General features: G+C 62.5%; 23 protein-coding genes. 13 read left to right on the top strand and 10 right to left on the bottom strand.

All coding sequences use genetic code 11. The features are described 5' to 3' along the window. Window positions 1-327 precede the first annotated feature (327 nt). From dcm to VA603_RS19185, 3 genes are read left to right on the top strand one after another with little or no spacing between them, the layout of a single operon-like run. Window positions 328-1,578: a DNA (cytosine-5-)-methyltransferase gene (gene dcm, locus VA603_RS19195; protein WP_323439787.1), complete on the top strand. Its 1,251-nt coding sequence runs from the start codon at window positions 328-330 to the stop codon at window positions 1,576-1,578. Window positions 1,579-1,580: 2 nt separating this feature from the next. After that, on the top strand, window positions 1,581-2,009 hold the full coding sequence (locus VA603_RS19190; RefSeq protein WP_323439786.1) for a very short patch repair endonuclease: 429 nt from the start codon (window positions 1,581-1,583) through the stop codon (window positions 2,007-2,009). Between the two features lie 22 nt (window positions 2,010-2,031). Further along, on the top strand, window positions 2,032-3,378 hold the full coding sequence (locus tag VA603_RS19185) for a type II restriction endonuclease (RefSeq protein WP_323439785.1): 1,347 nt from the start codon (window positions 2,032-2,034) through the stop codon (window positions 3,376-3,378). 53 nt (window positions 3,379-3,431) lie between these two features. On the opposite strand, the gene VA603_RS19180 is transcribed toward VA603_RS19185, so the two are convergent. From VA603_RS19180 to VA603_RS19170, 3 genes are read right to left on the bottom strand one after another with little or no spacing between them, the layout of a single operon-like run. After that, entirely contained in the window at window positions 3,432-4,205 is a 774-nt protein-coding gene (locus tag VA603_RS19180; RefSeq protein WP_323439784.1) for a hypothetical protein, read from the bottom strand. After that, on the bottom strand, window positions 4,202-4,972 hold the full coding sequence (locus tag VA603_RS19175; protein WP_323439783.1) for a hypothetical protein: 771 nt from the start codon (window positions 4,970-4,972) through the stop codon (window positions 4,202-4,204). The genes VA603_RS19180 and VA603_RS19175 overlap by 4 nt, the downstream gene beginning before the upstream one ends. Continuing rightward, a complete protein-coding gene (locus VA603_RS19170) occupies window positions 4,947-6,998 on the bottom strand; it encodes a hypothetical protein (RefSeq protein WP_323439782.1) in 2,052 nt (683 codons plus the stop codon). Before VA603_RS19170 ends, VA603_RS19175 begins: the two co-directional genes overlap by 26 nt. Before the next feature lie 133 nt (window positions 6,999-7,131). Here VA603_RS19170 and VA603_RS19165 point away from each other — a divergent pair, with 133 nt between their 5' ends. Further along, entirely contained in the window at window positions 7,132-8,205 is a 1,074-nt protein-coding gene (locus VA603_RS19165) for a hypothetical protein (RefSeq protein WP_323439781.1), read from the top strand. A gap of 565 nt (window positions 8,206-8,770) precedes the next feature. Here the strand turns inward: VA603_RS19165 and VA603_RS19160 are convergent. Together VA603_RS19160 and aceE are read right to left on the bottom strand one after the other, a co-directional pair. Continuing rightward, a complete protein-coding gene (locus tag VA603_RS19160; RefSeq protein WP_323439780.1) occupies window positions 8,771-11,227 on the bottom strand; it encodes a P-loop NTPase in 2,457 nt (818 codons plus the stop codon). A gap of 175 nt (window positions 11,228-11,402) precedes the next feature. Then, window positions 11,403-14,090, bottom strand: a complete 2,688-nt coding sequence (aceE, locus tag VA603_RS19155) for a pyruvate dehydrogenase (acetyl-transferring), homodimeric type (RefSeq protein ID WP_313252855.1) — start codon at window positions 14,088-14,090, stop codon at window positions 11,403-11,405. A gap of 407 nt (window positions 14,091-14,497) precedes the next feature. On the opposite strand from aceE, the gene VA603_RS19150 reads away from it, so the two are divergent. Both VA603_RS19150 and VA603_RS19145 read left to right on the top strand, forming a co-directional pair. Next, window positions 14,498-14,992, top strand: coding sequence for a PadR family transcriptional regulator (locus VA603_RS19150; protein WP_323439779.1), 495 nt, complete (start codon window positions 14,498-14,500; stop codon window positions 14,990-14,992). An 84-nt stretch (window positions 14,993-15,076) separates the two neighbouring features. Then, the gene (locus VA603_RS19145) at window positions 15,077-15,868 is read left to right on the top strand and encodes a siderophore-interacting protein (RefSeq protein WP_323439778.1); all 792 of its coding nucleotides are present in this window, start codon (window positions 15,077-15,079) and stop codon (window positions 15,866-15,868) included. Window positions 15,869-15,987: 119 nt separating this feature from the next. Here the strand turns inward: VA603_RS19145 and VA603_RS19140 are convergent, their stop codons facing one another. Continuing rightward, window positions 15,988-16,770 (bottom strand): hypothetical protein, encoded by a 783-nt coding sequence (locus tag VA603_RS19140; RefSeq protein WP_323439777.1) that lies wholly within the window; start codon window positions 16,768-16,770, stop codon window positions 15,988-15,990. A gap of 42 nt (window positions 16,771-16,812) precedes the next feature. Then, on the bottom strand, window positions 16,813-17,874 hold the full coding sequence (locus VA603_RS19135; RefSeq protein ID WP_132863432.1) for a linear amide C-N hydrolase: 1,062 nt from the start codon (window positions 17,872-17,874) through the stop codon (window positions 16,813-16,815). A gap of 264 nt (window positions 17,875-18,138) precedes the next feature. On the opposite strand from VA603_RS19135, the gene VA603_RS19130 reads away from it, so the two are divergent. Further along, window positions 18,139-18,450, top strand: coding sequence for an I78 family peptidase inhibitor (locus VA603_RS19130; protein ID WP_323439776.1), 312 nt, complete (start codon window positions 18,139-18,141; stop codon window positions 18,448-18,450). 83 nt (window positions 18,451-18,533) lie between these two features. Further along, the gene (locus VA603_RS19125; protein WP_425603755.1) at window positions 18,534-18,848 is read left to right on the top strand and encodes a hypothetical protein; all 315 of its coding nucleotides are present in this window, start codon (window positions 18,534-18,536) and stop codon (window positions 18,846-18,848) included. A 129-nt stretch (window positions 18,849-18,977) separates the two neighbouring features. Here the strand turns inward: VA603_RS19125 and VA603_RS19120 are convergent, their stop codons facing one another. Beyond that, window positions 18,978-19,685 (bottom strand): YceI family protein, encoded by a 708-nt coding sequence (locus tag VA603_RS19120; RefSeq protein WP_323439774.1) that lies wholly within the window; start codon window positions 19,683-19,685, stop codon window positions 18,978-18,980. 90 nt (window positions 19,686-19,775) lie between these two features. Further along, entirely contained in the window at window positions 19,776-20,366 is a 591-nt protein-coding gene (locus VA603_RS19115) for a malonic semialdehyde reductase (RefSeq protein ID WP_132863426.1), read from the bottom strand. A 131-nt stretch (window positions 20,367-20,497) separates the two neighbouring features. On the opposite strand from VA603_RS19115, the gene VA603_RS19110 reads away from it, so the two are divergent. The 5 genes from VA603_RS19110 to VA603_RS19090 all read left to right on the top strand — a co-directional run bounded on the left by VA603_RS19110 (window position 20,498) and on the right by VA603_RS19090 (window position 24,472). Then, a complete protein-coding gene (locus tag VA603_RS19110) occupies window positions 20,498-21,466 on the top strand; it encodes a mitochondrial fission ELM1 family protein (RefSeq protein WP_323439773.1) in 969 nt (322 codons plus the stop codon). 118 nt (window positions 21,467-21,584) lie between these two features. Continuing rightward, the gene (locus tag VA603_RS19105; RefSeq protein ID WP_323439772.1) at window positions 21,585-22,454 is read left to right on the top strand and encodes a DUF2145 domain-containing protein; all 870 of its coding nucleotides are present in this window, start codon (window positions 21,585-21,587) and stop codon (window positions 22,452-22,454) included. Next, a complete protein-coding gene (locus tag VA603_RS19100; protein WP_323439771.1) occupies window positions 22,451-22,993 on the top strand; it encodes a hypothetical protein in 543 nt (180 codons plus the stop codon). Before VA603_RS19105 ends, VA603_RS19100 begins: the two co-directional genes overlap by 4 nt. Before the next feature lie 31 nt (window positions 22,994-23,024). Beyond that, on the top strand, window positions 23,025-23,540 hold the full coding sequence (locus tag VA603_RS19095) for a hypothetical protein (RefSeq protein ID WP_323439770.1): 516 nt from the start codon (window positions 23,025-23,027) through the stop codon (window positions 23,538-23,540). A 377-nt stretch (window positions 23,541-23,917) separates the two neighbouring features. Next, a complete protein-coding gene (locus tag VA603_RS19090) occupies window positions 23,918-24,472 on the top strand; it encodes a queuosine precursor transporter (RefSeq protein WP_132863419.1) in 555 nt (184 codons plus the stop codon). Between the two features lie 28 nt (window positions 24,473-24,500). On the opposite strand, the gene VA603_RS19085 is transcribed toward VA603_RS19090, so the two are convergent. Next, the coding region (locus tag VA603_RS19085) for a DUF294 nucleotidyltransferase-like domain-containing protein (protein WP_323439769.1) at window positions 24,501-25,719 on the bottom strand (1,219 nt) is incomplete at its 5' end.

The raw sequence follows: 25,719 nt of genomic DNA, 5'->3' as shown, positions 1-25,719 counted from the left end.
CCCTAAACGTCATTTCATCTCTTACGACCAGAAGCGTCGGATGGCATCGACACAACACTTGATCTCTGAAGGTCAGTGAGTTCATGTATTGGTCCTCATAACCCCCCGTCGGAAGCCCTCCAAGCCAAGGGTGGCAGATCCTGGCTGCGTGCCTTTCCTCCCATCGACCTGCAGGAATCGCAGCTGGTGAGACCTTCGCGCGGCAGGCTTCCCCGCCGCGGAGCTCTGCAAGTCGAACTCCGACACGGATCGGCCCATTCTGCTGATTGCACCCTTCTCCCACGGGAAGAAATTGGACATACTGTCCCCGTTGTTCCCGGAGCCTTCATGAATACGTACCAATTGATCGACCTTTCCCTCCAACGCTTCAGCCCAAAGGAGGTCGCCCAGGCACTGGGAGTCGATCCGAAGACTGTCCGCCGCTGGCAGACCCGCGAGACCGAGCCCAAGCCCTACATCGCAGACGCGATCCGCCAGCGTCTGCTGCCGTTCGGCGAACCGCCCTCTGGCGAAGGCAAGTTCCGCTTCATCGACCTGTTCGCCGGCATTGGTGGGATCCGCACGGCGTTCGAGAAGCAGGGTGGCCGCTGTGTATTCACCAGCGAATGGGATCCCTACGCCGTCAAGACCTATCGCGCGAACTTCCATGATGGTGAGGGCCACGTTTTCGCCTCGGATATCACCAAGGTGGATGAGCGGGACATTCCCGATCACGACGTGCTGCTGGCAGGCTTTCCGTGCCAGCCATTCTCCATCGCAGGTGTTTCCAAGAAGAACGCGCTTGGCCGCCCGCATGGATTCGCGGACAAGACCCAAGGCACGCTGTTCTTCGATGTAGCCCGGATCATTGCCGAGAAGAAGCCCCGTGCGTTCCTGCTGGAGAACGTCAAGAACCTGGTCAGTCACGACAAGGGGCGGACGTTCTCGACCATCATCGATGTGCTTCAGAACGAATTGGGTTACCACGTCCATCATCGGGTCATCAACGGCAAACACTTCGGTCCGCAACACCGCGAGCGCATCATCATCGTCGGCTTCCGCGAAGAGGTTCCGTTCACCTGGGACGACCTCGAACTTCCCGATTTCGGAATCTCTCCCCGAATGGGCGCAGTGCTTCATCGGCAGGATGGCACCGAACCCGACGACTCCCCCTATATCAATGGTGCCAAGGGCAAGGTCCTCGAGAAGTACACCCTGTCCGACAAGCTTTGGGAGTATCTGCAGAACTATGCAGCCAAGCACCGGGACAAGGGCAATGGATTCGGCTTCGGCCTGGTCACAAAGGAGAGCACCTGCAGAACGCTTTCCGCCCGCTACTACAAGGACGGATCAGAAATCCTCATCTCACAGGGGGCGAAAAAGAACCCCCGCCGTCTCACCCCCAGAGAATGCGCACGCCTGATGGGCTTCGACGACAACTTCCGGATCCCGGTGTCCGACACACGTGCCTACAAGCAGTTCGGAAACTCGGTGGTGGTGCCGGTGATCAGCGAGGTTGCACGGATCATGGTCCCGCATCTGTTATCCGATACCTCTTCCGAGCCGGCAAAGCCAGCGAAGAAGAAGGCCAAGGCCTGACCTTGGTCGACAGCCTCACCCCGCTGCAGCGATCCGCACAGATGTCGCGGATCCGTGGCTCGAACACCAAGCTGGAGGTCCTTGTCCGCAAGGCTCTCCATGCCCGGGGGTTCCGTTATCGGTTGGGCGGGGCAGGTCTACCGGGGCGCCCGGATATTGTTCTACCGAAGTACCGAACGGCGTTGTTTGTTCATGGCTGCTTCTGGCATGGACATGATTGCCCGCTTTTCCGGCAGCCAAAGACAAGGCCGGAGTTCTGGCAGGCGAAGATAGAAACGAATCGCCTCCGCGATGCTCGAGTCAAAGCCCAACTGGCCGATATGGAGTGGCGCGTCATCGAAGTCTGGGAATGCTCGCTTCGAAGCCTCCGCCCGGATGCCCAGGCTGCCGTCTTCGATGCTCTGGCTTCAACCCTAAAACGAATGTCTTGAAACCTCCAGGGAGGAAGGTGCCTTGTTCCAGATCAATTCCGAAGAGAGCGAATGGGAACTCATCGAGCATTGGGCCTCCCGCAGCACCAAGCTCTTCCTCAAGAAGCTTTCCAGGAATGACACTTCCTGGGCAGACGACAAGGGCAAGCACCAGGCCGGGATCTACATTCCCCGGCTGATTCGTGAATCCGACTATTTCCCGCCGCTGATCGCGCGCGAGGACAAGCCCCACATCTTCCAGGCCTCCTGCATCACTTTCTGGCCCCAGACCGGTGAGCGCAGGATCTCGGGGATGCGTCACTACAGCAACAAGGGCCCGGAAACGCACCTGACTGTGGTGCCACATGACCTTTTCAGGGACTTGAGCCCAGCCTCATGGCTTATCGGCGGGAAGCTTCTGGAGCCCGTTTCCGATGCCTTGTATTGGTTCATCGTCATCGACTCCACCAGCCAGGACGCTGAACTGCTCGAAACGAGCCTGGACATCAAGGCCGACTTCCATCATGAACTCATCGAGCCTTCCGCACTACTGGCCGCGGGGGCATTTGAAAAGGATGTCTCGGCCGAGCTCATCGAACAGATAGACGCAGCGGCTCGCCAAGGCACCCTGTCGAAACTTCTGGCATCGGTCGCCACACTCCCCTCTCCTTCCAGATTGGCCGAAGAGGCGCAGTCCCTGTACCTCGCCGCAGAGCGCATGAGGTCCTTGAATCCGTACGACATGGAGGCTCCGGGCGATGCGGTCATGCGTATCAGCCGTGATCATGAGTACCGGATCTTCAAACGCCATGAGCTTCGTCGTCGCGCCGTCGAAGTGTACTCGGCACTGACGAAACACCCCGACCTGACAACATCGGTTGTCCGTGGCTTTCCAGATCTGGACCGGATCTTCCTCAGCGCCAGTCAACAGCGAAAGACCCGCGCTGGTCGCTCCTTCGAGTATCACCTTGCAACCCTATTGAAGGCTGGCAATGTGCGCTTCGAGGAACAGGCAATCCTTGGCGGCCGACGACCGGATTTCGTACTCCCGGACAAACACTCCGTTCAACTGAAGAGCGAGCGGAGCTACAACGAAGCCGCGATCCTCTCGGCAAAGACCACGCTGCGGGAACGCTGGAAGCAGGTCACACACGAACGCTTCAACTGCGCGATCTTTCTGGCCACGGTGGATGATCGCGTATCCAGCCAGGCTCTGGATGAGATGCAGACTGCGGATATCGCTCTCGTCGTCCCCGAATCATTGAAGACCAGCAAGGAAGCTGCCTATGCGGGGCATCCCAACGTCATTTCCTTCAAGGACTTCTTCGAGCATGAGATACGGAGAAAGCGACCGACACTGCTCGCGTTGCATCCGCCCGCGCTGCTCTGATCGAGGGGGCGGGCAGCAGCTGCCCGCCTGTGACCCGTGACGATCAGGGACACTCAAGCCATCTCGGTGACTTGAACCTGGGCTTGAGCTGGTGCCCATGCACCATATTCCCGGGGCAGGATCCCGATGATCTGCTCCGCCGTCATGGCCCGCAGCAGATAAGTCCGCTCGAATTGACCGAAGCTCACTGCCAGGCGTCGCAGGCCACCGAGCCCGACTCGACTGCGTGGATTCTTTCGATGTCCTGCACTACGGATGGCTGATACCCCACGCTTTACACGCCCATCCGCTTCCAGATACAGCACTCCGGCCACCTTCCAGAAGCTCGGATGCATGAATATCTCCTGTCGTGAAGTCATCTGCTCAGCGACATCCCCCCAAGGCGACGCAGGAGAACTGAAGGGGAGTCGCGCATTGTCACCATGCAGGCACACCACCTCCCAGGCGGTACGCGCAATGAGGCGATAGCCCAAACGCTCACCGGCATGGACATAATGCGCTTCACCCAGCGGAAGGCCTGTTTTCCCTCTGCCTCGCCGCAGCAGACTGCCGATCATGGCAAGAGATATCCAAGCCCACAGTCCGTGCCTGCCACGCAGCTTCAGACGATCAACGGAACCGCCGAACACCTCTTCGTGAAGATACCTGCCAAGTTCGTAGGTCGTTTCGAATCGACGATCAAGATCAATCTCATGATCCTCCTCCAGCACGATACTGAACCTGGGGTCCGTCAAGATCTCACGGGGAGGCATTCCTGCCGGGGCTTTCAGCCACATTCTGAACATCCCGATGCCGTCTTCATTGAGCATGGCAACCTGGCATTTCATTCCAATTCCCCCTGCATTTCCGCAGCCAGACGCTCGAACTGAAGCCTCAGCGGCCCGCTACCTGCAAAGCGTTTTGCCACTGAAACGGCCCAATCCCCCAGAGCATCCTCATCGGGCACTTCCGAAACACCGAGCGCATTGAAGTATTCCTTCCATTTCCCCATCCAGCTCCCATCATCCTCGAGCGCGCCGCCGTTCTCCGAAATGGCCACCGCAATCTGCCGCATGACCTCCGGCATCACCAGCGCGACAAACCAGGGATGAGCAACTGCGCTCTGGGCTGTAGGAAAAATCGATCTTTCAACCATCAGGCACGGCTTGTCATCCGGATCATCTGCCGATGGAAGCGCAAGCAGCCACAACGGTCCATCGAGATCCATCGGATGGATGTCCACCAGACTTCCGCCGAGATTACCCGCCTCATCCACCGGCTGTACGCCGTCCACGTACCCCAGCAGGCGCACATCCCCGGGCAGATTGAAGACAAAGCGGAACCGCAGCGGCTTGTCCCTGGCCAGCTCATTGATGAACATCGGCTTTCGCTGGAAGGCTGAAGCGTCTCCAAGCTCGAAGTACTGCTCGGTGCTGCCGGCTCCGGCGATGCAGCTCATACGTGCCATTGCCGGGACGCCTGCAGCCTTATGATCGAACCGCTCGATCCAGAACGAGCGCCCCACCCCCACCTCGTCGGCCACGCGCAAGGTGAAATGCTTTCGATCCAGCTGTTTCAGGTCAGTGGGATTAGTTCGTCGCGATATCTGCTTCATCAGCAACCTCCTTGTACTTCAGCCTGATATCCAGCTGGCGGTGTGCGTCGAACCCCCTGAGCGTCAATGAGGACGTCTCATCACGGATAACGAAAGCCAGCTCGTTGCCGTCTCTGATGACTTCATCCACTCCGCTAACCTCGGCAGGAAAGCGCTTCTCATCATTCAACCAGAAGTCGGCTGCATCCCAGAGTTTGAACGAATCCCCCTGCACCGTTGCGTAGGCAAGCTGTACTCTGCATTCCATAGGAACGAATGCTTCACCTTCCGACACCACCGCCTGTACGCTGAACCCATCCTGCCTTGGCTTGAGCACCACCGGCTTTGCTTTGGCGGGAGGAATATCCACCAGCCGTTCCACACCCGGTCGTTCCTCCTTGTCCGTGACTCCCTTCTCACCCCTCCTGACTCTCTCGTACTGTGCAGGGTCGGCAAAGTAGAGCGCCAATGCGGTCTCGTCACGCTTCGCCGTGGGCGCCAGCAGCTGCACAAGCCTGGACGCAGCATTTCGCACAGCAGACAGCGCTGTACCCGGCGCGACATAGTTGTTCTTCACCTTCGGGCGTTGCGCATTCCACGTCCGGTGCGTCGGTTCTTCCGCGCAGACCAGAAACTCTGAAAGCCCGGCATCGTCAATGAACGTCAATGCCATCACCGGCATGGCTGCTTTGACGTTCTTCAGCTTCTTCTCGCCGTCGATTGCCAGATCCTGGCGTACAAACAGCTCTTCACTCTTCTCAAGATCCTGATCCTGCTGCAGGAACACCTTGAAGGTCGTTCTTTTCGCGCCGTCTGATTTGGCCTTGATTCCCAACGGAAACTCCACGACCACAGGCTCTCCGAGCTCGAATTCGCTCTTCAGGACCCTCAGGTCGCTTTCCGGAAACACCGAGGCATCAAACTTCTTCGTCCACTCGGCATCCGCTCTGGCCAACGGGGGTAACCCGGTCCTCATCGCAGCCAACCGTAGAAACTCGCGATACGTAGCACTGCTGCGCGCATCCTCACCCAGCGCTGCAGCGTGGCCTACGATACTCTCCGCGGAAAGCAGAACGTCGCCCACCGTCACCTCAAGCCGCCCACGGCAGATGGCGAAGAAGAACTCATTCACGACCGCTTTCCGTATCGACTCTTCGGTCAACTCTGCCTGCGGCAATGGCACGATGAAACTCGTCCCCGCAGCATCACCCCGCGCAAGATTCAGTTCCTGCTTGACCGCCGCGATGAAGCCCGCCTCCACAACCGGTTCGGCAAGCCGCGAGGCGTCCTCGACACTGCCCCAGCGAGCCTCTTTCGCCCATCGCTCCTTGCTGTTGCCGATACGATAGTTCCGGCGAAAACGCGAGCAACCAAACAACAGCGCTTTTTCATCGGACCGTCGCTGGGTCAGTGCAAAGACCGAGCGGATCGAACTGGCCAGATACAGCGTGATCTTGCCCTGTCCGGCCCCGCCGTTGGAACGCGCCTGTTTGGCGCCCTCTCCCTCTCGAAACCAGAACGCATTCCAGTTCTCGCTCGGCCCGTCGACGGAGGAGTCGTCGTAAGCCCCCTCAAGTCCGGTCGTGCCGAAGTCCTCGATGACCAGAAATCTACTCGTCACCGGCGGCGCAGCAGCAAGCAGCTGCCCCGCCTTGGCATGGGTCAACCAGACGTCCCGGAACAGCTCAGTACAGAACCGACTGGCTTTTGTCTCGACTTCGACGATGCGATAGCTCACCCGCACTTTGTCATCAGGCTTCGCGCGCGCATCAAGTGGATTCTGCAGCGTCTCCCGCACGAGAATCTCGACATCCGTCCGCTCTTCCACCGCGAAGTTGTCATCGACCGTGCTTGCGCCCGAATTCTCGTTCGGATTCAACGATCTGAACTGCCATACAGCCATGTAGCCCCCTATGCAATCAGATAATCCCATTCTGGGAATGGGATTAAATGTTCTTCCATTTGGATGGCATTGATAGCAAGCATGACGTTCGCAGGCAAGCTTGCGCAGCACTTTCGCCATGGCATCGAGTTCGCCATTGCTCATCCATGAAGCCGCCAGCACAATGATGTAAGGAATATCCTTACATCGAAGTGTAGCGGGCTACTGATAGTATTCTGCGAATGAATCTGTTTGCGAAGAGCATGCCCATGCTCGAAATGGCATCCTGGAGATGAGAATGGCCACGTCGGATCTTCCACGTGGATACAAGCCACTCCTTGAAAGCGACCCCAAGAGCTTCCGCATCGACGGAAAGATCTCAGTGCGCAGCATCGCTGCCGCCTTCTATCAGGGCAGCATTGACTGCATCGATCCATCCCGCACAGCGCCGCTGCGTGCTTACCTGGCAGCAGAGAGCTTCAAACGTGCTCCCGCTTTCATTTTCGAAAAGCTGTTCGTGGACCGGATGCGAAAAAATCACGAAGTCTCCCAGGGCTGGCATGTCTGTGGTTCTGATAAAGAAGGCAGGCGTATCTGGTTCAAGCTTTCGGAAGGTCCTGACAACGATACCGAACTTGAAACAGCCTTCGCCCGCTCCTTGATGTACAGGAAGTTCCAGGTCTGGAAGGCATGGTTCGACAACAAGGGACTTCACCTGAAAGCCATGCATGCAGAGGGGAAGACTTTCACTGCCTGTCAATTCCTCGATGCCAACCCTTGTGGGATGCGAACCCCGCAGAAGTACCCGCCTGATTTCAATTCCAGTTCGGCACTATCTGAAGCAGCCGTCAGCCTCTTCAGCAAATGGACTATCGAGGAGGCAAACGATCTCATCCGATCGAGAATCTTCATCAACTGCTTTCTCGAAGTCACAGGCGGCTATCCATTCGATATCGACGCCGTGTGCAGGCAGAACGACACGATTTTTGTCGCGGAGTTCAAGCGCAAGTATCCCTCAGCGGGGAATACATTCGGGATGGATATGCACCTCGCGAGGCTGGCCGGCATCCTGCCCGACGAGCACCCGCTTTTTCATTTTGTCCTTGAAGATCACGCTGGTCTGAATGGAAAGCATGACGATCCTGCAACGCACCTGCTCAACGCCCACGAAGAAGGCAGCGGGTTCACGTGGCTCGGTATTCATCTGCGCAAAGGATTCGAGATAGAGTTCCCGAGAACGATGGGCACACACGGACTTGACAGCGGACAACACGGTGGAAATCGAAAGCAGGTGAGCATTCCCAGATCTGCATTCAAAGTCCTTCCGAATGCGAAGGAGGTGATTGACAGCTCGATTCTGTCGGGCCGCTGAGAGGATGCTTCCGCTGTTTCATGGGATGACCCACTAGAGAGCACCGAACCCCTGCTAGTCAAGCTGTCGCAGATCACCCCGGACACATCACACCTCAATAATGCGCATGCGCGCCCACTATGCAGTGGTAGGGACGGTACAAATCACACCTCGTCGCCAACGACGAACACCTGCTGCGATGCTATCGCTATATCGAACTCAATCCGGTCCGCGCCGGAATGGTGTCCCATGCAGGTGGCTACCGATGGTCGAGCTACCACCACAACGCGCTGGGCAGAGCCGACCCGCTCATTCGCCCGCACGTCTGCTACAGCTGCCTGGCCCGCTCAGAAGCAGAACGGCTGCATGCCTATCGAGAGTTGGTACAGCAGGCCAGCGATGAAGATGCCTCCCGTTTCAGCAACCACATGCGACATCAGCGCCCAATGGGGGGAGCGACCGATTCCGAGCAACCAACGAAGCCCAGCTCGGTCGCCAGCTAACACCCGAAAAACTTGGTTGCCCCAAAGAACAAGGGCCAGAGACTTAGAAGCTCGAATCCGACCCCTTTATTCCAACTATAATATCAATAGTTAATAATTCCAGTGGCAGCAAAATTAAAAAGCCGCTCATAGGCGATTCTCAGCCTTTCGTGCTGAGGATTGGCCTTTGACCTGATACCAAGAACGAGCGAATATTTGTTTGCAAGCGACCTAGCCTCAAGCTCGGATACGTGTTTTGAGATCACCTTTGTGTGGCCTTCAGCGAGAGTCACGATCGGATACGTATCATCGCTGGAGATCACATCATCCAACCCCTCCAGGATTTCCTTAGCCTCTTCAGAAAGAGCAAGTGCGACGGCCCTACTGGAAGACTCTTCAGCAGATTTTAAAAGCTGCTGCGCCAGCGCATGGAGGGTATGCGGCATAGGATAGGCATCACGAGCAATCCTCAATTTGTCGAGCGCGTCGTCCGTTCTCTGGAAGTCCCTAAGACTTAATCCGTACTGAAGCCAGAAAAGACCGTCAGATTCGAACTTTTTCTCCAGATTCTTGTACGTATTTATGGTAAGAGCTTCACTTCCCTTCAAGACATCAAATAGAAACCTGTGATTTATTATACTCTTGTATAGAGCGGCTTCACTCTTGCTCACATTCTGAATTACCGGAGCTCGATAGTCGGAGAAGGCCTGAAGAATTCCGTTAATTGCCTTGGCGGTTATGGACGGATCGATAACTCTATCAATTAGATAGCGTGCATAGATTGGATGCCGCGCGCTAACACCGGCACTCGTCATATGGACAATCCCTGCCAGATCGTCCACGTAAGAGACCGCTCTACGAAGAATCCCAACCTTATCTAGCGCACGATCAAGCAGAGGCACTGGAGCTTCGATTCGCCTATCGGTTATTACTGCCACAATCGCGAGAAACAACTTTTCATCGCTTGACGTTATTCCATTGTAATCACTTTCGATAATCTGCTCAAAGCCGCGCCCCAGCGTAGCCTCCATCAGCGCAATGAGAAGCTGCTTACGCGCTCGCCTCACCAGCTCTGAAATCCTTTCGGCGTGACTCATCTTTCCGAGCCGAGTCCATGATCCGTACAGCTTCAACTTCTCTAAAATTTTGCTCGCATCGTCATGAGTGAACTCACTGACTCTACACGGGGTCAGGTGAAGCCCGGCTAGTACGTGCCGCCCCCGCTTATTCCAGGTACTCTCCCGCTCGGAGCCTATGATTAGTGTCTTGGTCAGCCTTCCGGATTCGAGCACATGCTTAATTCCCTCCACCATGAGCTCAATGTTGTCGACAGCGACAACCACCATCGGAGATGCAGAAGTGCGCTCCAGTTCTACCAGCGTCTCTATAAACGATACAGGCTCTGCATCAAGGAAGTAGACGCTCCAATCGCTGCTCTGACTGTAGTACCAACATAGCTGCATTAGTAGGGTTGTCTTCCCAGCTCCCGCGGGACCTAGAATCGGAAGGAAGTGCGACTTTACCGGACAGATGGAATTTATATAGCTTTTCGCATCCCCGAGGATAGCTAGCTCTGCAGGAACACCCTTGGTTATATCACTCCAGCCAGGCTTAAACCCTTTATAGAAGTCTCTAATAGCATTAGCCCCTTCGGCATCGTTCACTCCAACACTAGTCTTAGTTATGGGTAAAACAGCATCGAACAAGCCAGCAAATTTTTCTGGATCACGAGAGCTCTTCAACTCTCGCAATTGAGGCATGCTTGCATAAGCAAGGTCCATAGGCGAAAGAGACTCGCCAAGATTATCCTTCAACCAAGAAACGAATTCAGAAAAGGTCCCCTTAATGAATTCAATCTTGTACTTCTTGAGACTCTGAATCTGGATGGGCGTCGCATCCTTCGCAATAAGATAACTAACACCAGGCGACTCTCCGCTCAGCGCTTGGTATCTTTCAATGTGAAATTTAAGAAGCGGCTCGTTCAGTTGAGTGCCGATGAAAAGAATTGGACTTCGAACAAAATCAGATGCGCAGGTCGAATACCATGGATTATGAGACTCCGCTGCACGCGCGTACTCAGATGGAGAGAATATGAGACCTCTATTGATCTGATCAGCAGATCCATTTAGCTTTACGAGCTGGAGCTTTTCAAAAAATCTTGACTCAATCTCAACAGGATCACTTGCTATGAACTTAGATATATTCTGCTCACTATTCCTAATTAGCGCGTGATCAAGCCCATCATCAATGTTGATTGTATATATTCTCTTCCAAGAATACTTAGAAAGAATTTCATAATCCCTCGAGGGCTTTGTATGACGATATTCATCCTCAAGAATTCGATTCAGTCGAACACCGAGCTTCTCTTGAGCAGCCTCGTAGACAACATCGAGAGTCTCACCATGATATTCGAGGCCAGCGGCGACAGCCAATGTCTTTGCCAGTTCCACCGGCATTTTTGTTGCTTTTCCTGACGAGCTAGTGCAACCAAATGAAGCTCCAGCACCTAAAAATAGAATCAACTCGCCTTTCTTAATAGCCTCGAGTATCCCGTTATTCACTAGCCGCTCCGTGTGATGATATTGAATCCACTCGCTCGCAGACGAGCTCCAAGGAGCCCTCCGTGTAGAAGGACTTTATCATCGAAAGCAAGCTATTTGCGTCATACCGCGCCGGCATTAGCCCAAAAAAAGGGCGACCAATGGCCGCCCTTTCTCTCGTCAATTAATTGACTAATTAAACCCCAACAGGATTAGCCTTCTCGGGGTCAATCCCATACTGCTTGATCGCCCGGGCAACATCCTTTGCCGTCATCTTCCCGTCCTTCGCCAATGCCGCGATGGCAGCGTGGGCGATGTAGTAACGGTCAACCTCGAAGAAGCGACGCAGGTTGGCGCGGGTGTCCGAACGGCCGAAGCCGTCGGTGCCCAGGACCGAGTAGGTGCCCGGCACGAAGGCGCGGATCTGGTCGGTGTAGGCGCGCACGTAGTCCGTTGCGGCGATGACCGGGCCCTGGCGGCCTTCCAGCAGCTGGGTGACGTACGGCTTGCGCTGTTCGGCTTCCGGGTGCAGGCGGTTCCAACGCTCGGCGTCGAAACCATCACGACGCAGTTCGTTGAAGCTCGGGCAGCTCCAGATGTCGGCGGTGACGCCGAAATCCTTGTCCAGCAGTTCGGCCGCTGCAATGGCCTCGCGCAGGATGGTGCCGCTGCCCAGCAGCTGCACGCGCAGCTCGCCCTTCTTCGGCTTGCCGGCGTCGGTGAGCAGGTACATGCCCTTGATGATGCCCTCGGCTGCACCTTCCGGCATGGCCGGATGGGTGTAGTTCTCGTTCATCAGGGTGATGTAGTAGTACTCGTCGATCTGGTCTTCCATCATGGCCTTGGTGCCATGCTGGAGGATCACGGTGACTTCGTAGCCGAAGGTCGGGTCGTAGCTGCGCACGTTCGGGATGCCGCCGGCCACGATGTGGCTGAAGCCGTCTTCGTGCTGCAGGCCTTCGCCGTTGAGCGTGGTACGGCCGGCGGTGCCGCCGAGCAGGAAGCCGCGGGTACGCATGTCCGCCGCCTGCCAGGCCAGGTCGCCCACGCGCTGGAAGCCGAACATCGAGTAGTAGATGTAGAACGGCAGCATCGGCACGTTGCTGACCGAGTAACTGGTACCGGCCGCCATCCACGAGGCGATCGCGCCCGGCTCGCTGATGCCCTGCTGCAGCACCTGGCCGCTCTGGTCCTCGCGGTAGTACATCAGCTGGTCGGCGTCGACCGGCTTGTACTTCTGGCCGTACGGGGCGTAGATGCCGATCTGGCGGAACAGGCCTTCCATGCCGAAGGTGCGCGCTTCGTCGGCGACGATCGGCACCAGGCGCGGGCCCAGCTCCTTGTCACGCAGGCTGATGTTCAGCGTCTGCACGAAGGCCATGGTGGTGGAGTAGGTGCGCTCGCCCGATTCCTTGAGCAGGCGCTCGTAGGTTTCCAGCTTCGGCGCGGTGAAGGACTTGTCGGCCTTCTGGCGACGCTGCGGCAGGTAGCCACCCAGCGAGGCGCGGCGCTCCTGCAGGTACTTCACTTCCGGCGAGTCCGGGCCCGGGTGGTAGAACGGCACCTGGCCGTCCTTGAGCTGCTCGTCGGTGACCGGGATGTTGAAGCGGTCGCGGAAGTGGCGCACCGCTTCGTCGTCCAGCTTCTTGGTCTGGTGGGTGGGGTTCAGCGCCTCGCCGGCGCTGCCCATGCCGTAGCCCTTGACCGTCTTGGCCAGGATCACGGTCGGCATGCCCTTGGTGTTCACGGCCTGGTGGTAGGCGGCGTACACCTTGTGCGGGTCGTGGCCACCACGGTTCAGGCGCCAGATGTCGTCGTCGGACAGGCTGGCCACCATCGCGGCGGTTTCCGGGTACTTGCCGAAGAAATGCTCGCGCGTGTACGCGCCGCCGAAGGCCTTGCAGTTCTGGTATTCGCCGTCGACGGTTTCCATCATCAGCTTCTTCAGGACGCCGTTGGTGTCCTTGGCCAGAAGCGGATCCCAGTACGAGCCCCACAGCAGCTTGATGACGTTCCAGCCGCCGCCACGGAACACGCCTTCCAGTTCCTGGATGATCTTGCCGTTGCCGCGCACCGGGCCGTCCAGGCGCTGCAGGTTGCAGTTGACCACGAAGATCAGGTTGTCCAGGCCTTCGCGGCCGGCCAGGGCGATGGCGCCCAGGGTTTCCGGCTCGTCCGACTCGCCGTCACCGATGAAGCACCACACCTTGCGGTCGCTCTTCTCGATCAGGCCGCGGTTTTCCAGGTAGCGCATGAACTGCGCCTGGTAGATGGCGGCCAGCGGGCCCAGGCCCATCGACACGGTCGGGGTCTGCCAGAAGTCCGGCATCAGCCACGGGTGCGGGTAGGACGACAGACCACCGCCGTCCACTTCCATGCGGAACTTGTCCAGCTGCTGCTCGTCGATGCGGCCTTCCAGGAACGCGCGCGAATAGATGCCCGGAGCGCTGTGGCCCTGGATGAACAGCAGGTCGCCCGGATGGGTGTCGCTCGGGGCACGCCAGAAGTGGTTGAAGCCCACGTCGTACAGCGTCGCGCCGGAGGCGAACGAGGCGATGTGGCCGCCCAGGTCACCCGGCTTGCGGTTGGCGCGCACCACGGTGGCCATCGCGTTCCAGCGGATGATGGAGCGGATGCGCCATTCCAGCTCGGCGTTGCCGGGGCTCTTGGCCTCCAGCTGCGGCTCGATGGTGTTGACGTATTCGGTGGTGGGCGAGAACGGCAGGAACGCACCCGAACGACGGGTCAGTTCAACCATGCCTTCCAGCAACTGATGCGCGCGCTCGGGGCCCTCGACATCGATAACGGCCTTCAACGACTCGATCCACTCCTGGGTCTCCAGGGGGTTCGGGTCGTTGTTCAGCACCTCATTCAACCAGTTCATTAGCGCTCCCAAGTTGCTGCACGCACACGCGCGCTTGTTCGTTGTTTTGAACTCCAAAGTGTAGCGCACCCGACCCCTTGCCAAGCGGGCTACGCATACGTATGGAGGCGTAAAAGCCAGTGTCCGCAAGACAGATGACGACAGCGATGCAGCGGGATCAGGGACACCACGGGACAACCCCGGGAGGGCCTTGCGGCAGAACCAAGGCAGCGATGCGGCTGCAGGCTGGCAGCGCGGCGGGTCAGCGGCATGACAGGCATGATCATGCTGCATTGCAGCAATTCCCAGCCAGCGTGCTGCATCCCGCTGGCGAAACGCTCTGTCTGGCTGCCCGCAGCCGCCGGATGTTGCCCGGCTGGAGTTTTCGATATATCGTTTCGCACGTTTCGATATATCGAAAAGACCCGATGAGTGCCACCGAACCCCGTCGCCGCTCCTCCCCCCGCCCGCTGGGCCGGGGCGACCTGCGCCTGCTGCTGCTGTCGCTGATCGGCCAGGCGCCGCGCCATGGCTACGAGCTGATCCAGCAGGTCAGCGAGATGTTCATGCGCGTCTACACGCCCAGCGCCGGCTCGGTGTACCCGCTGCTGGCCGACTTCGAGAACCAGCGCTGGGTGCAGGCCGAGGAGGAAGGTGGCCGCAAGCGCTACCACATCACCGCCGTCGGCCAGGCCCAGTTGAAGCTGCGCCAGGGCGAGGTGGACGACGCGCTGCTGCGTGCGCGCCACAGCGCGCGCGTGATCACCAAGGCCAACCTGCCGCCGTCGGTGCGCGAAGCCATGCGCGAACTCACCCATTCGATGATGCAGCGCCATGGCCGCTGGCAGGGCGCCGATGTCGAACGCATCACCGCACTGCTGGACGAGGCCACCGCGCTGGTGCGCGATACCCCGCCCGAGTAAGCCCTCCCCCTTTCGTTACGACCCAGCCAGAGCGATCCAGCCAGGTCACCCCGGCCCATGCCGTCATTGACCCCAGGTACTGCCATGTCCTTGCATGAAACCCAGTTGATCCGCTTCACTCCCCGCTTCCGCCACCTGCAGGTGCTGCGCAGCGAACGCCTGACCCCGAACATGCAGCGCATCGTGGTGGGAGGCGATGCGCTGGAAGGCTTCGACAGCCGCGCGCCGGACGACCACGTCAAGCTGTTCTTCCCCAACGCCGAAGGCCAGTTCGTGCTGCCGGTGTTGACCGAGCAGGGCCCGCGTTACCCGGAAGGCCAGCTGCCCTCGCCGGCCCGCGACTACACCCCGCGCCTGTACGACGCCGACGCCGGCGAGCTGGTACTCGATTTCGTGCTGCATGGCGACGGCCCGGCCACACAGTGGGCCGCGCATGCCAAGGCCGGCGATCCACTGGTGGTGGCCGGCCCGCGTGGCTCGCACGTGATCGCCGACGATTTCGACGCCTATGTGCTGATTGGCGACGAAACCGCCCTGCCCGCCATTGCTCGCCGCCTGGAGGAGCTGCCCGAAGGCGCAGTGGCCGAGGTGTTCATCGAGATCCCGGAAGAGGGCGACCGCCAGCCGTTGCACAGCGCTGCACAGGTCACCGTGTCGTGGTTCGAGCGCAACGGCGTGGATGCGGCCACCAGCACCTTGCTGGAGGACGCGCTGGTCGACTTCGAGCAACCCGACGGCGATGCGTTCTACTGGATTGCCACCGAGTCCAAGCGTGCACGGATGATGCGCAAGTTCGTCGAAGGCCACCTGCAGGTGCCGAAGGACTGGATCCGCGCCACCGGTTACTGGAAGGCGGACCCGAGCGACGCGGAGTAAGGGGCGCAGCGCGAGGACCTTCCGGCCGACGTGTTCGGCAGCTTCGTCAGAAGCACCCCTCCCCAGCCCTCCCCTGCGCCGCTGGCGCAAGGGAGGGGGCAGTCATGCTCAGCCTTGCCTCACGGCAAGGCGGCCGCGCCGTGTCCCTTGCCGAACAGGAAGGTCAGGCCCAGCATCGGGCCGGACAGGTCCACGTCCAGTCGCCGCCCGTGCTCGCGGTAATCCACGCGCAGGTGGCGGTAGCCCATCGACAGGAACAGGTTGTCACGGGCCTGGTAGTTGGCCAGCGCCAGCACCTGCCAGGTTGCGTCCGACCCCACGCCGAAACCGCCGGCATCGGCGTACACCAGCGCTGACCAGCACGGTGCCACGGCCTGCCGCCAGCGCGCGGCGATGACCGGGTCAACGAAGGAAAACTTCGACCGCGCCGAACCGATGCCGGTCACGTCCACCGCAGTGCTGACATCCCAATGCCGCAGTCCCGCCATCAGGTCCACCCCGGCCGCCTCGGTCGGGGCGAAGGCATAGCCGGCGGTCAGCGTGGCCGAGGTCTGGCGCACCTTCGCCCGCGCCGACAGGCCCATCGGCAGTGCGGCCGAGTCGGACGTGGAGGCGTGGGTGAGGTCGGCCTGCAGCACGAAGCGGTCGCGCCGCGCGGTGGCGGTGACGAAGGCCGCCGCATCCAGGCTCTCGAACAACTCCGCGAACGACTTGTCCACGTCGGCGGCCGGCGCACTGCGGAACGGCCGCACCTGGCCTTCCAGGCCACTCATCCACACATACGGCGTGGCCTGGAAACGCCAGCGGCCGTCCTGCGCGGCCTCCTGCGCCTGCACCGCAGGCAGCGCGCCTGCGGCCAACAGCGCCACTGCAATGCAACGATGAACGGCCAGATGCCGCATGCCATGCCCTCCTTGTCGAAACACGCCCGTGGCCACCGCCGCTCAGATCCCCAGGAAGCGGAACGCGGGCGTTTCCTTGAACTGGTCATTCGCCTCACCGGCGTAGGTGGTGCGCTGGAACTCGCCCAGGTCCAGCCGCCGTACCTTGCCGCTGGCCTCGCTGAAATCGAGCTTCTTCATGTCCACCCAGAACACGTTGGGCGTGAGTGCCGATTCGAAGAAGTACAGCAGGCGCTTCTGGTCGGCCACGGTGCGCCAGCGCGTGGAGGAGATGTTGGGCTGGTCCGGCGTGGTGATGCCGTACGGCACCGACACGTTGCGGATCACGCTGAACACGCTGGCGATGGATTCCACCGGGTCCTCGGCCTTGGGAATGGCGTTGACGTAAAACGACGCACGCGCGAAGCGATCGGAGGCGCGATTGGTGCCGGGCAACATCACGGTGCCGCCGATCTGCCGCCAGTAGCTTTCCAGCGCCAGCTGCTCCTCGAAGATCGGCGAGTTGGTCATCACCTGGTAGTCGCGGCTGTGGTGGATGACCTGCTTGCCCTTGATGTACTCGATGATGGCGCTGTCGCCGCTGGCATCGGAGATGGACAAGTGCAGCGTGGCCATGCGCTGCTCGCCGGGCGGGCTGTCGGAGACCAGCAGGAACGGCTCGCGTGAGAGCGCCTTCACCGCTTCGTCGACGCTGCCGAAGTTGTCCAGCACGTACTGCGTCCACGCCGCGATGCTCAGGCCCGGCTTGCCGGTGGTGCGCTCGGGGTATTCCGATTCGGCCAGCCACAACAGGTTGGCGACCAGCCCGGCTTCGTTCATGCCGTCGGTGGTGGAGATGTCGTAGGCACTGGCGATGACGCTGCCGTAGCGCGAGGTCCACTGCAGCGAGTTGGGCCCGGCTTCGCCACTGCGCTTCATGCCGCGCGGGAAGGTCCACAGGTGCGTGCCGGTGTCGATCTTGTAGTCCATCGAGCGCCCGGTGATCACTTCACCGTTGGCACCGTGATAGACGAAGCGTGTGCAGGCTTCGGCCTGCGGAAGGGCCAGTGCACCACACAGGAACGTGGCACAGGCAGCGGCAATGGATCGTCTGATGCGCTTCATGGATCACTCCCCTAAAGTTGAACAGCACGTTGCATGCAGGCCGGATCATGCCACCAATGTGTTGCGCGCCGGCGGCGCCGAATGCGCGGGTGTGATCGGCTTCGCAACCCGTTGCCGCGCGCAGGTTGAAACCGCAGGAGCGGCGTCGTTCGGGATGGTGGGGAATCTCACGCACGCACACATTGTTTCGGATCAATCGTGCGGCCATTGCCGGCTGGTATGCTCGGCCCAACCACCTCCGGCCGCAGACTCCCGGGTCCACGCATGAACCTGTTCCGCATCCACAAGGCGTTGTTGCCCGCCGCTTCCATCGTGTTCGCTGGGGCATTGGGTGGCTGCCTGACCACGCCCGGGCCGACCATCGCCGGCGATGGCCGCTGCAGCGCGACCGACCTACAATGGGCGGTGGGTCAGCCGGGCGACGAGGCCACCATGCGCCGGCTTTCGCGTGAAAGCGGCGCCGGCCTGGTCAACCCGATCACACCGACCACCATCGTCTCGCGCGACATCCGCCAGGACCGCCTGCGGGTGTACCTGGACGCCGGGAATGTGATCACCGCCGTGCGCTGCGAGTAATCGCTGCCCGGCCACCGCGCCGGACGGCATCCGTACAAAATGGCGCTGCTATGCTCAGCGCCCCTGTTGCCATTGGAATGCCCATGGAGCGCGCCACTTCCCTTCGTACGCTGCTGGTTGCCGCTGTGCTGGCAGCCGGCCTGAGTGCCTGCCAGAGCACGCCCCCCCCGTCGGCCGCGCGCGACACCGACTTCGGCCGCTGCAGCGATGCCGGCGTGCAGTGGGCCGTGGGCAAGACCAACGACGAACCCACCATCCGCCGCCTGAAGCAGGAAAGTGGCGCCGGGCTGGTCAACCCGATCGGCCCGGGCACCATCGTCTCGCGCGACATCCGCCAGGACCGCCTGCGGGTGTACGTGGATGCGGGGAATGTGATCACCGCGGTGCGCTGCGAGTAAACGCGTTACCCCTCACCTTGCCTGCGGCAAAGAGGGAGGGGAACAGCGCTGCTCCCATCCATAGCAAAGGCCCGCCATTGCTGGCGGGCCTTTGTCATGTCGCATGCCGGCCGGGGCCGGCGCCGATTACTAGGCCTTGGCTTCTTCAGCCTTCGGGACCAGGGCTTCGGTGGTGATGCGCACCTTGATCTCGTCGCCGACGTTCGGCACGTAGGCACCCATGCCGAAATCGCTGCGCTTCAGGGTGGCGGTGGCGTCGAAGCCGACGGCCGGCACCTTGGCCATCGGGTGCTCGCCGGCACCGTTGACGGTCACGTCCAGCACGACCGGCTTGGTCACGCCCTTGACGGTCAGGTCACCGGTGACGGTCAGCTTGTTGGTGCCGGCCGCTTCCACCTTGGTGCTCTTGAAGGTGGCGGTCGGGAACTTGGCGGCGTCGAAGAAATCGGCGCTGCGCAGGTGCTCGTCGAACTTGGCGGTGAAGCTGTTCAGGCCCGACAGCGGCAGGGTCACTTCCACGGTCGACTTGGTCACGTCGGCGGCGTCGTACACCAGGGTGCCGTCGGCGTTGCCGAAGTGCGCGGTCGGGTTGGAGAAGCCCAGGTGGTTCCACTGCACCAGCACGTCGGTGTGGGTCGGGTCGAGCTTGTAGGTGCCGGCGGCAACCTGGATGGCGGCCGCTTCCGGGGCGGCCGGGGCAGCGGCGGCGGCTTCGGCCGGCGCAGCGGTTTCAGCCGGGGTGGCGGCCGGTGCGGCGGCCTGGTCGGCCGGCTTGGAGCAGGCGGTGATGGCGGCGGCCAGCGCCAGCGGGAGCAACAGCTTGGACAGGTTGGACATGGAACTCTCCTTGAGGACGGGAATGGGGAATGCAGGCAGCTTCAACATACCCGGCGTTGCCCGATGTGAGGGACGCCGCCGGTGCAACACTTACTCGATGCGCGCGGCTTCGTCGAAGGACAGCCGCGGCAGGCGCGGGAACACGCCGGACGGATCGCCATAGCCCAGGTTGACGAGGAAATTGGACTTGATGGCAGTGCCGGCGAAGAACGCTTCGTCCACCTTGGCCGGGTCGAAGCCGGACATCGGGCCGGCATCCAGGCCCAGCGTGCGGGCGGCCAGGATCAGGTAGGCACCCTGCAGGGTGCCGTTGCGGAACGCCGCCTCGTGGCGGCCTTCGCGCGGGCCGTCGAACCAGGACTTGGCGTCGGCGTGCGGGAACAGGTACGGCAGCTTCTCGTGGAAATCCTGGTCGAAACCGATGATCGCCGTGACCGGCGCGGCCAGGGTCTTGGCCAGGTTGCCCTCGGACAGGGCCGGCGCCAGCTTCTGCTTGGCCTCGGCGGACTTCACGAACACGAAGCGTGCCGGGCTCGAGTTGGCCGAGGTCGGCGCCCACTTCAGCAGGTCGTACAGGGCACGCAGCTGGCTGTCCTCGACCGGGCGGTCCTGGAAGGCGTTCTGGGTACGGGCGGTGCGGAACAGCTGGTCAAGCGCGGCATCGTTGAAGATGTCGGACATGGAAACTCCGTGGTGAAAGGGCTACGGTCGTGCATTGCGCCGGAAAGCCCCGGACAATGGCAACGTCGATGCAAGGACGCAGTGTAGAACGCTCCGACTGTTGCAACACCCAGACTTACTGAAACGAATTAATGCCATACGCGAAACGATCGACGCTTCCCTGGACGATCACCGACGGCCGCGCCGGCAACGTGCGCCAGGCCGTGGCGTTGGCATCGACGCTGCGCCTGGGTGGCCAACAACGGCTGGCATTGCAGCCGCAGGCGCCCTGGCGCTGGCTGTCGCCGCGGCTGCTGCCCGGCGCCGCGCACGGCTTTGGCCCCACCTTCGCCGAGCTGGCCGGCAACCCGCCGGGGCTGGCCATCGGCTGTGGCCGGCAGGCCGCGGCGGCGCTGCGGCTGCTGGGCCGCCGCGGCACCCGCACCGTGCAGATCCTGGACCCGCGCATCGGCGCGCGCCACTGGGACCTGGTGGTGGTGCCCGAGCATGACCGCCTGCGCGGCGACAACGTGCTCACCCTGCTGGGCAGCCTCAACCCGGTCAACGACGACTGGCTGGCCTGGGGCCGCGCGGCGTTCTCCAGCTTCGAACAACTGCCCGGCCCGCGCACCGCGCTGCTCGTCGGCGGCCCCACCGACCATGCACCGTGGCAGGACGCCGACCTGCAGCCGCTGTTCGCGCAACTGGCCGCGCGCATCCGCGCCGACGGCGGCAGCGTGCTGGCGACCACCTCGCGGCGCACCCCGCGGGCGACCACGCAGGCCCTGCTGCGTGCCTTCGACGACGTGCCCGGGGTGATCTGGAGCGATGGCGGCGATGGGTCCAATCCCTATGCGGGGCTGCTGGGCTGGGCCGACCGCATCGTGTGCACGCCGGACTCGGTGAACCTGCTGTCCGAGGCCTGCGCCACGCGGGTGCCGGTGGGCGTGCTGCTGGGGCAGCGCGCGCAGGGGCGGATGGCGCATTTCCAGGCCGTGCTGCGCGAACGCGGGCGGCTGCTGGACGGCCTGGCGGTGCTTGATCCTCCCGCGCAGGAGGTCGAGCCATTGCGGGAGACGGCACGGATCGCGGCCGACGTCCGCGCACGGCTGGGCCTGTAACCGGCCATGCCCCACCGCACGTGGCCTGGCTCTATGATCTGCGCGAACGCAAGGCGGCCGTGCCGGCAGCCCCTGAACTAACGATTCCTTTTCGAATGCCATGCAAGGATGCGCGCCAATGAAACATTGCAGAACACGCCTGCTGACCGCCTGCCTCGGGTTATCCGCCCTCACCGCACCGGCCTTTGCCCAGCAGGCCTGCGCACCGCGCTATCCGCCGCCCACCACCATCGCAGCGATGTTCGACATGGCCGCGGTCACCGCGGACACGCTCGATGCCCTGCCCGACGTGGACGTGGTGCTGGCCGCGCGCGGCGGCCAGGACCTGAGCAAGTACGGCCTGCGCCACAGCCACCTGGCCTTCCTGGTCCGCAATGACCAAGGCAGCTGGGACGTGGTGCACCTGCTCAACCGCTGCAAGACCGACCACTCCGACCTGTACCGCGAAGGGCTGGTCAACCTGGTCGGCGAAAGCTCGATCACCACCGACCTGCGCGTGGGCGTCCCGACGCCGGCGGTGCGCGGCGCATTGAAGGCGCTGCTGGCCGGCGCGGCGCCGCAGGCCCGTGCGCTGCATGAACCGCGCTACAGCATGCTGGCCTACCCCGGCAGCACCGAGTACCAGAATTCCAACCAGTGGATCCTGGAGGTCACCGCCGCGGCGATGGCGCAGTCCGGCGACGGCACCGTGCTGGACGACCGCAAGCGCACCCTGGATTGGCTCAAGCAACGTGGCTACACGCCCAGCCGCATGCACATCGGCATCGGCAAGCGCCTGGGTGCGCGGTTCTTCGCCGACAACGTGGCCGTCACCGACCATCCGGCCAGCGAACGCATCTCCGGCAACTATTCGGTGGTGACGGTGGAGTCGGTGTTCGACTTCCTGCACCGCAGCGGCGCGCTGGAACGCGAGTTGTCCATCCCCCACCAGACCCCGGTGCCGGCGGTGACCGGCACGGCGTCCCCACGACAGGCGTCCTCCCCATGAAGCACCTGATCCGCAGCAGCACACTCACCTTCGCCTTCGCCGTCGTCGTCGTCGGCCTGGGCCTGGCCAGCGCCCCCGCGCAGGCGGGCATGGACGGGCTGAACCTCAACGGCTCGCAGGGCTCGGTGCTGGTGGCCGGCTTCAGCGCGGTGATGGTGGTGTCCGGGCCGATGTTCCTGTCGGCCGCCGGCGTGCGCGGCGCGGCCGACATGTCCAAGGCATCGCGCGAGCGCCGCGGGGAGAAGCGCCGCCTCAGGGCCGGGCACCTGCCGGACCTGGAGGTCAAGTCGATCGAGACCGCGGCCGATGGCGGCCGCCGGGTGGCGCTGGAAGACCCCGGCAATCCCGAGAACCGCGCCACGCTGGAATGGCCCAAGCGCGAGGACGACCCCGCGGCCGGCTTCCGCGTGGGGGCGATGATCGCCTTCCAGCCCAGCCCGCAGGGCGCCGGCTGGATGCTGCGTGATACCGAAGGCACGGCGCTGGCGTTCGTGCCGAGCATCGAGGCGGTGGATGAAAGCCGCACCCGCACGTTGTGAACCCGTCGTTTTTCTTTCCCCAGGAATTCCCATGAAGACCCCGCTTACCCTGTTTGTCGCCAGCGTCGCCGTGACCTGCCTGCTGGCGGTGGCGCCGGCACGCGCCGGCGAAGGCATGAACAAGTCCGAGATCAGCACGCTGGTGGTGTCTGCGGGCGCCTCGATGCTGGTATCGGCGCCGTTGTTCCTGGCCGCCGGCGTGAGCGGCAAGGCCGGTGAGTCGTCTACCCGGGCGCACAATGACCGCCAGGCACGGCGCCTGACCGCCGGCCCGCTGCCGGACATGCAGGTGAAGTCGATCACCGAAGCAGCCGATGGCGGCCGCACCGTCGCGCTGGAAGACCCGAGCAACGCGGAGAACACCGCGCAGCTGCATTGGCCGCAGCGCGAGGACAACCCGGCCGCCAACTTCAACGTCGGCCAACGGGTCGCCTTCACCCCCAGCCCGCAGGGCGCCGGCTGGATGCTGCGCGCCGAGGACGGCGCGGTGCTGACCTTCGTGCCGACCGTCGAAGCCTCCGACGACAGCCGCACGCAGGTGCTTTGACGGGGGAAGGCTTACCCCTCCCCGGCCCTCCCCTCCGCCTGCGGCGCAAGGGAGGGGGTGGTTCCGCATGGTCTTTCAGATTGCGGCAAAAGCCGCTTTGGCCCCCTCCCTTGCGCCGTAGGCGCAGGGAAGGGTTGGGGAGGGGTGCGGTTTGACCCCCGGCGGCCCCCTGCTCAAGCTGCCCTCACCCCAACCCCTCTCCCGCAGGCGGGAGAGGGGCTTTGTGCGCATCCCCTGGCGACGAGGTCTGGGCCGCCTTTACATGGCGGCCAGCAACCTGCGGGTACAATGCGCGCCTGCCTTGCTGCCCGTCCGGGCGCGGCTGCCCCCCCTTTCCCTTGTCGATGCGGCGCCTCACGGTGCTGCCCGTAGTGCCCATGTCCCCACATCCGTCCATCCGCTTCGCCCCGCTCACCCCCACCTCGCTGCTGCTGGCAGTGCTGGCGATGGGCGCCGTGGTGCTGGGCTCGAATGTGCTGGTGCAGTACCCGATCAATGACTGGTTGACCTGGGGTGCCTTCAGCTACCCGGTCGCGTTCCTGGTCAGCAACCTGATCAACCGCCGCTTCGGCCCGCAGGCCGCGCGCCGCGTGGCCTGGGCCGGTTTCGCGGTGGCGGTGGTGCTGTCGGTCTGGATCGCCACCCCGCGCATCGCGGTGGCCTCGTGCCTGGCCTTCATCTGCGCGCAGCTGCTGGACATCACCGTGTTCGACCGCCTGCGCGTGGGCAACTGGTGGCGCGCACCGATGGTGGCCACCACCTGCAGCGCCACGCTGGACACGGCCATCTTCTGGTCGATCGCCTTCGCCGGTTCGCAGCTGCCGTGGGTCAGCTGGGCGGTCGGCGACTGGCTGGTCAAGCTCGGCATCGGCCTGTGCCTGCTGGCGCCGTTTCGTGCCCTGCTGTGGAAGATGGCACCGGTGAAGCAGTAACCACCAGGCGCCTCGCCGCCGGCGTGCCTCACTCCCCGGCGCCGCCCGGGAATACCAGGCCCTTGCCCACCGCCGCGGCGGTGATCGCCGCACAGGCGGCCTGGATCTCCGCCGTCGGCACCGCCATGCGCGGGCGCCGGTCCAACGTGCAGCCCAGCCCTACGTCCAGCAGCGTCGCGTGCGCATCGTGCAGCGCCGCCGCGGTGTCTTCCTGCAGCCAACCGACGCCGGCCAGGGCGGTGATCAGGCGTGGGGTCTGGCGGGGCCCGCACAGCGCGTGATGCACCGCGGCCTGCGACAGCACCCCGGTCTGCAGCACGAACTCCAGGTCGACCAGCCCGCCCGCGCCCTGCTTCAGGTCCAGCCGCCCGGCATCGCTGCGGTCCAGTTCGGCGCGCATGCGGCCGCGCATCTTCATCACGTCGCCGAACAGGGTTTCCGCGTCGCGCGCCCGGCCCAGCGTGGCATCGCGCACCTGCTCGAAATCGGCCAGCAGCGACCCGGTGCCGGCAACCCCGCGCGCGCGTACCAGCGCCTGGTGTTCCCAGGTCCAGGCACGCTCGCGCTGGTACTCGGTGTAGCTGGCCAGCGAAGACACCAGCGCGCCCTTGCCACCGTCCGGGCGCAGCCGCACGTCGATGTCATACAGGCGCCCGGCGGCGGTCACCGCCGACAGCAGCGCCATCACCTTCTGCGCCAGGCGTGCGAACCAGCGCCCGCTTTCCAGCGGTCGCTTGCCATCGCTCTCCTCGGCCTCGGCCGGATGGTCATACAGGAACACCAGGTCCAGGTCCGAGCCGAAGCCCAGCTCCTCGCCGCCCAGGCTGCCGTAGCCGATGATCGCGAAGCGCCCGCCCGGCACCTCACCGTGTGCATGGCGCATGTCCGCGCGCGCCATCTCCAGCACGGTGACCACCACGGCATCGGCCAGCTGCGCCAACTGCAACGTGCAGTCCACCGCACGCTGGCGGCCATCGTGGAAGGCCAGCGCCATGCGGAAGCTCAGCGCCAGGCGCACTTCATTGAGCGCGCGCAGCGCCGCTTCCGGGTCGTCGATGGCCAGCGCGGCCGAACAGGCGTCCTGCATTTCCTGCGCCCCGGGCATCGGCCCGGCCACGCGCGTGTCCAGCAGTTCGTCCAGCAACAGCGGGAACGCCACCAACCGCTCGGACAACAGCGCGCTGCGCGCCAGCACGTTGACCAGGCGGGTCAGCGCGCTGGGCTGTTCGTCCAGCAGTGCCAGGTAG

The sequence above is a fragment of the Stenotrophomonas capsici genome (assembly GCF_034961085.1).
In the GTDB taxonomy this organism is placed as follows: Bacteria; Pseudomonadota; Gammaproteobacteria; order Xanthomonadales; family Xanthomonadaceae; genus Stenotrophomonas; species Stenotrophomonas capsici.
The sequence above is the reverse complement of the archived record's forward strand: the minus strand, read 5'-3'. Positions and strand labels throughout refer to the sequence as shown.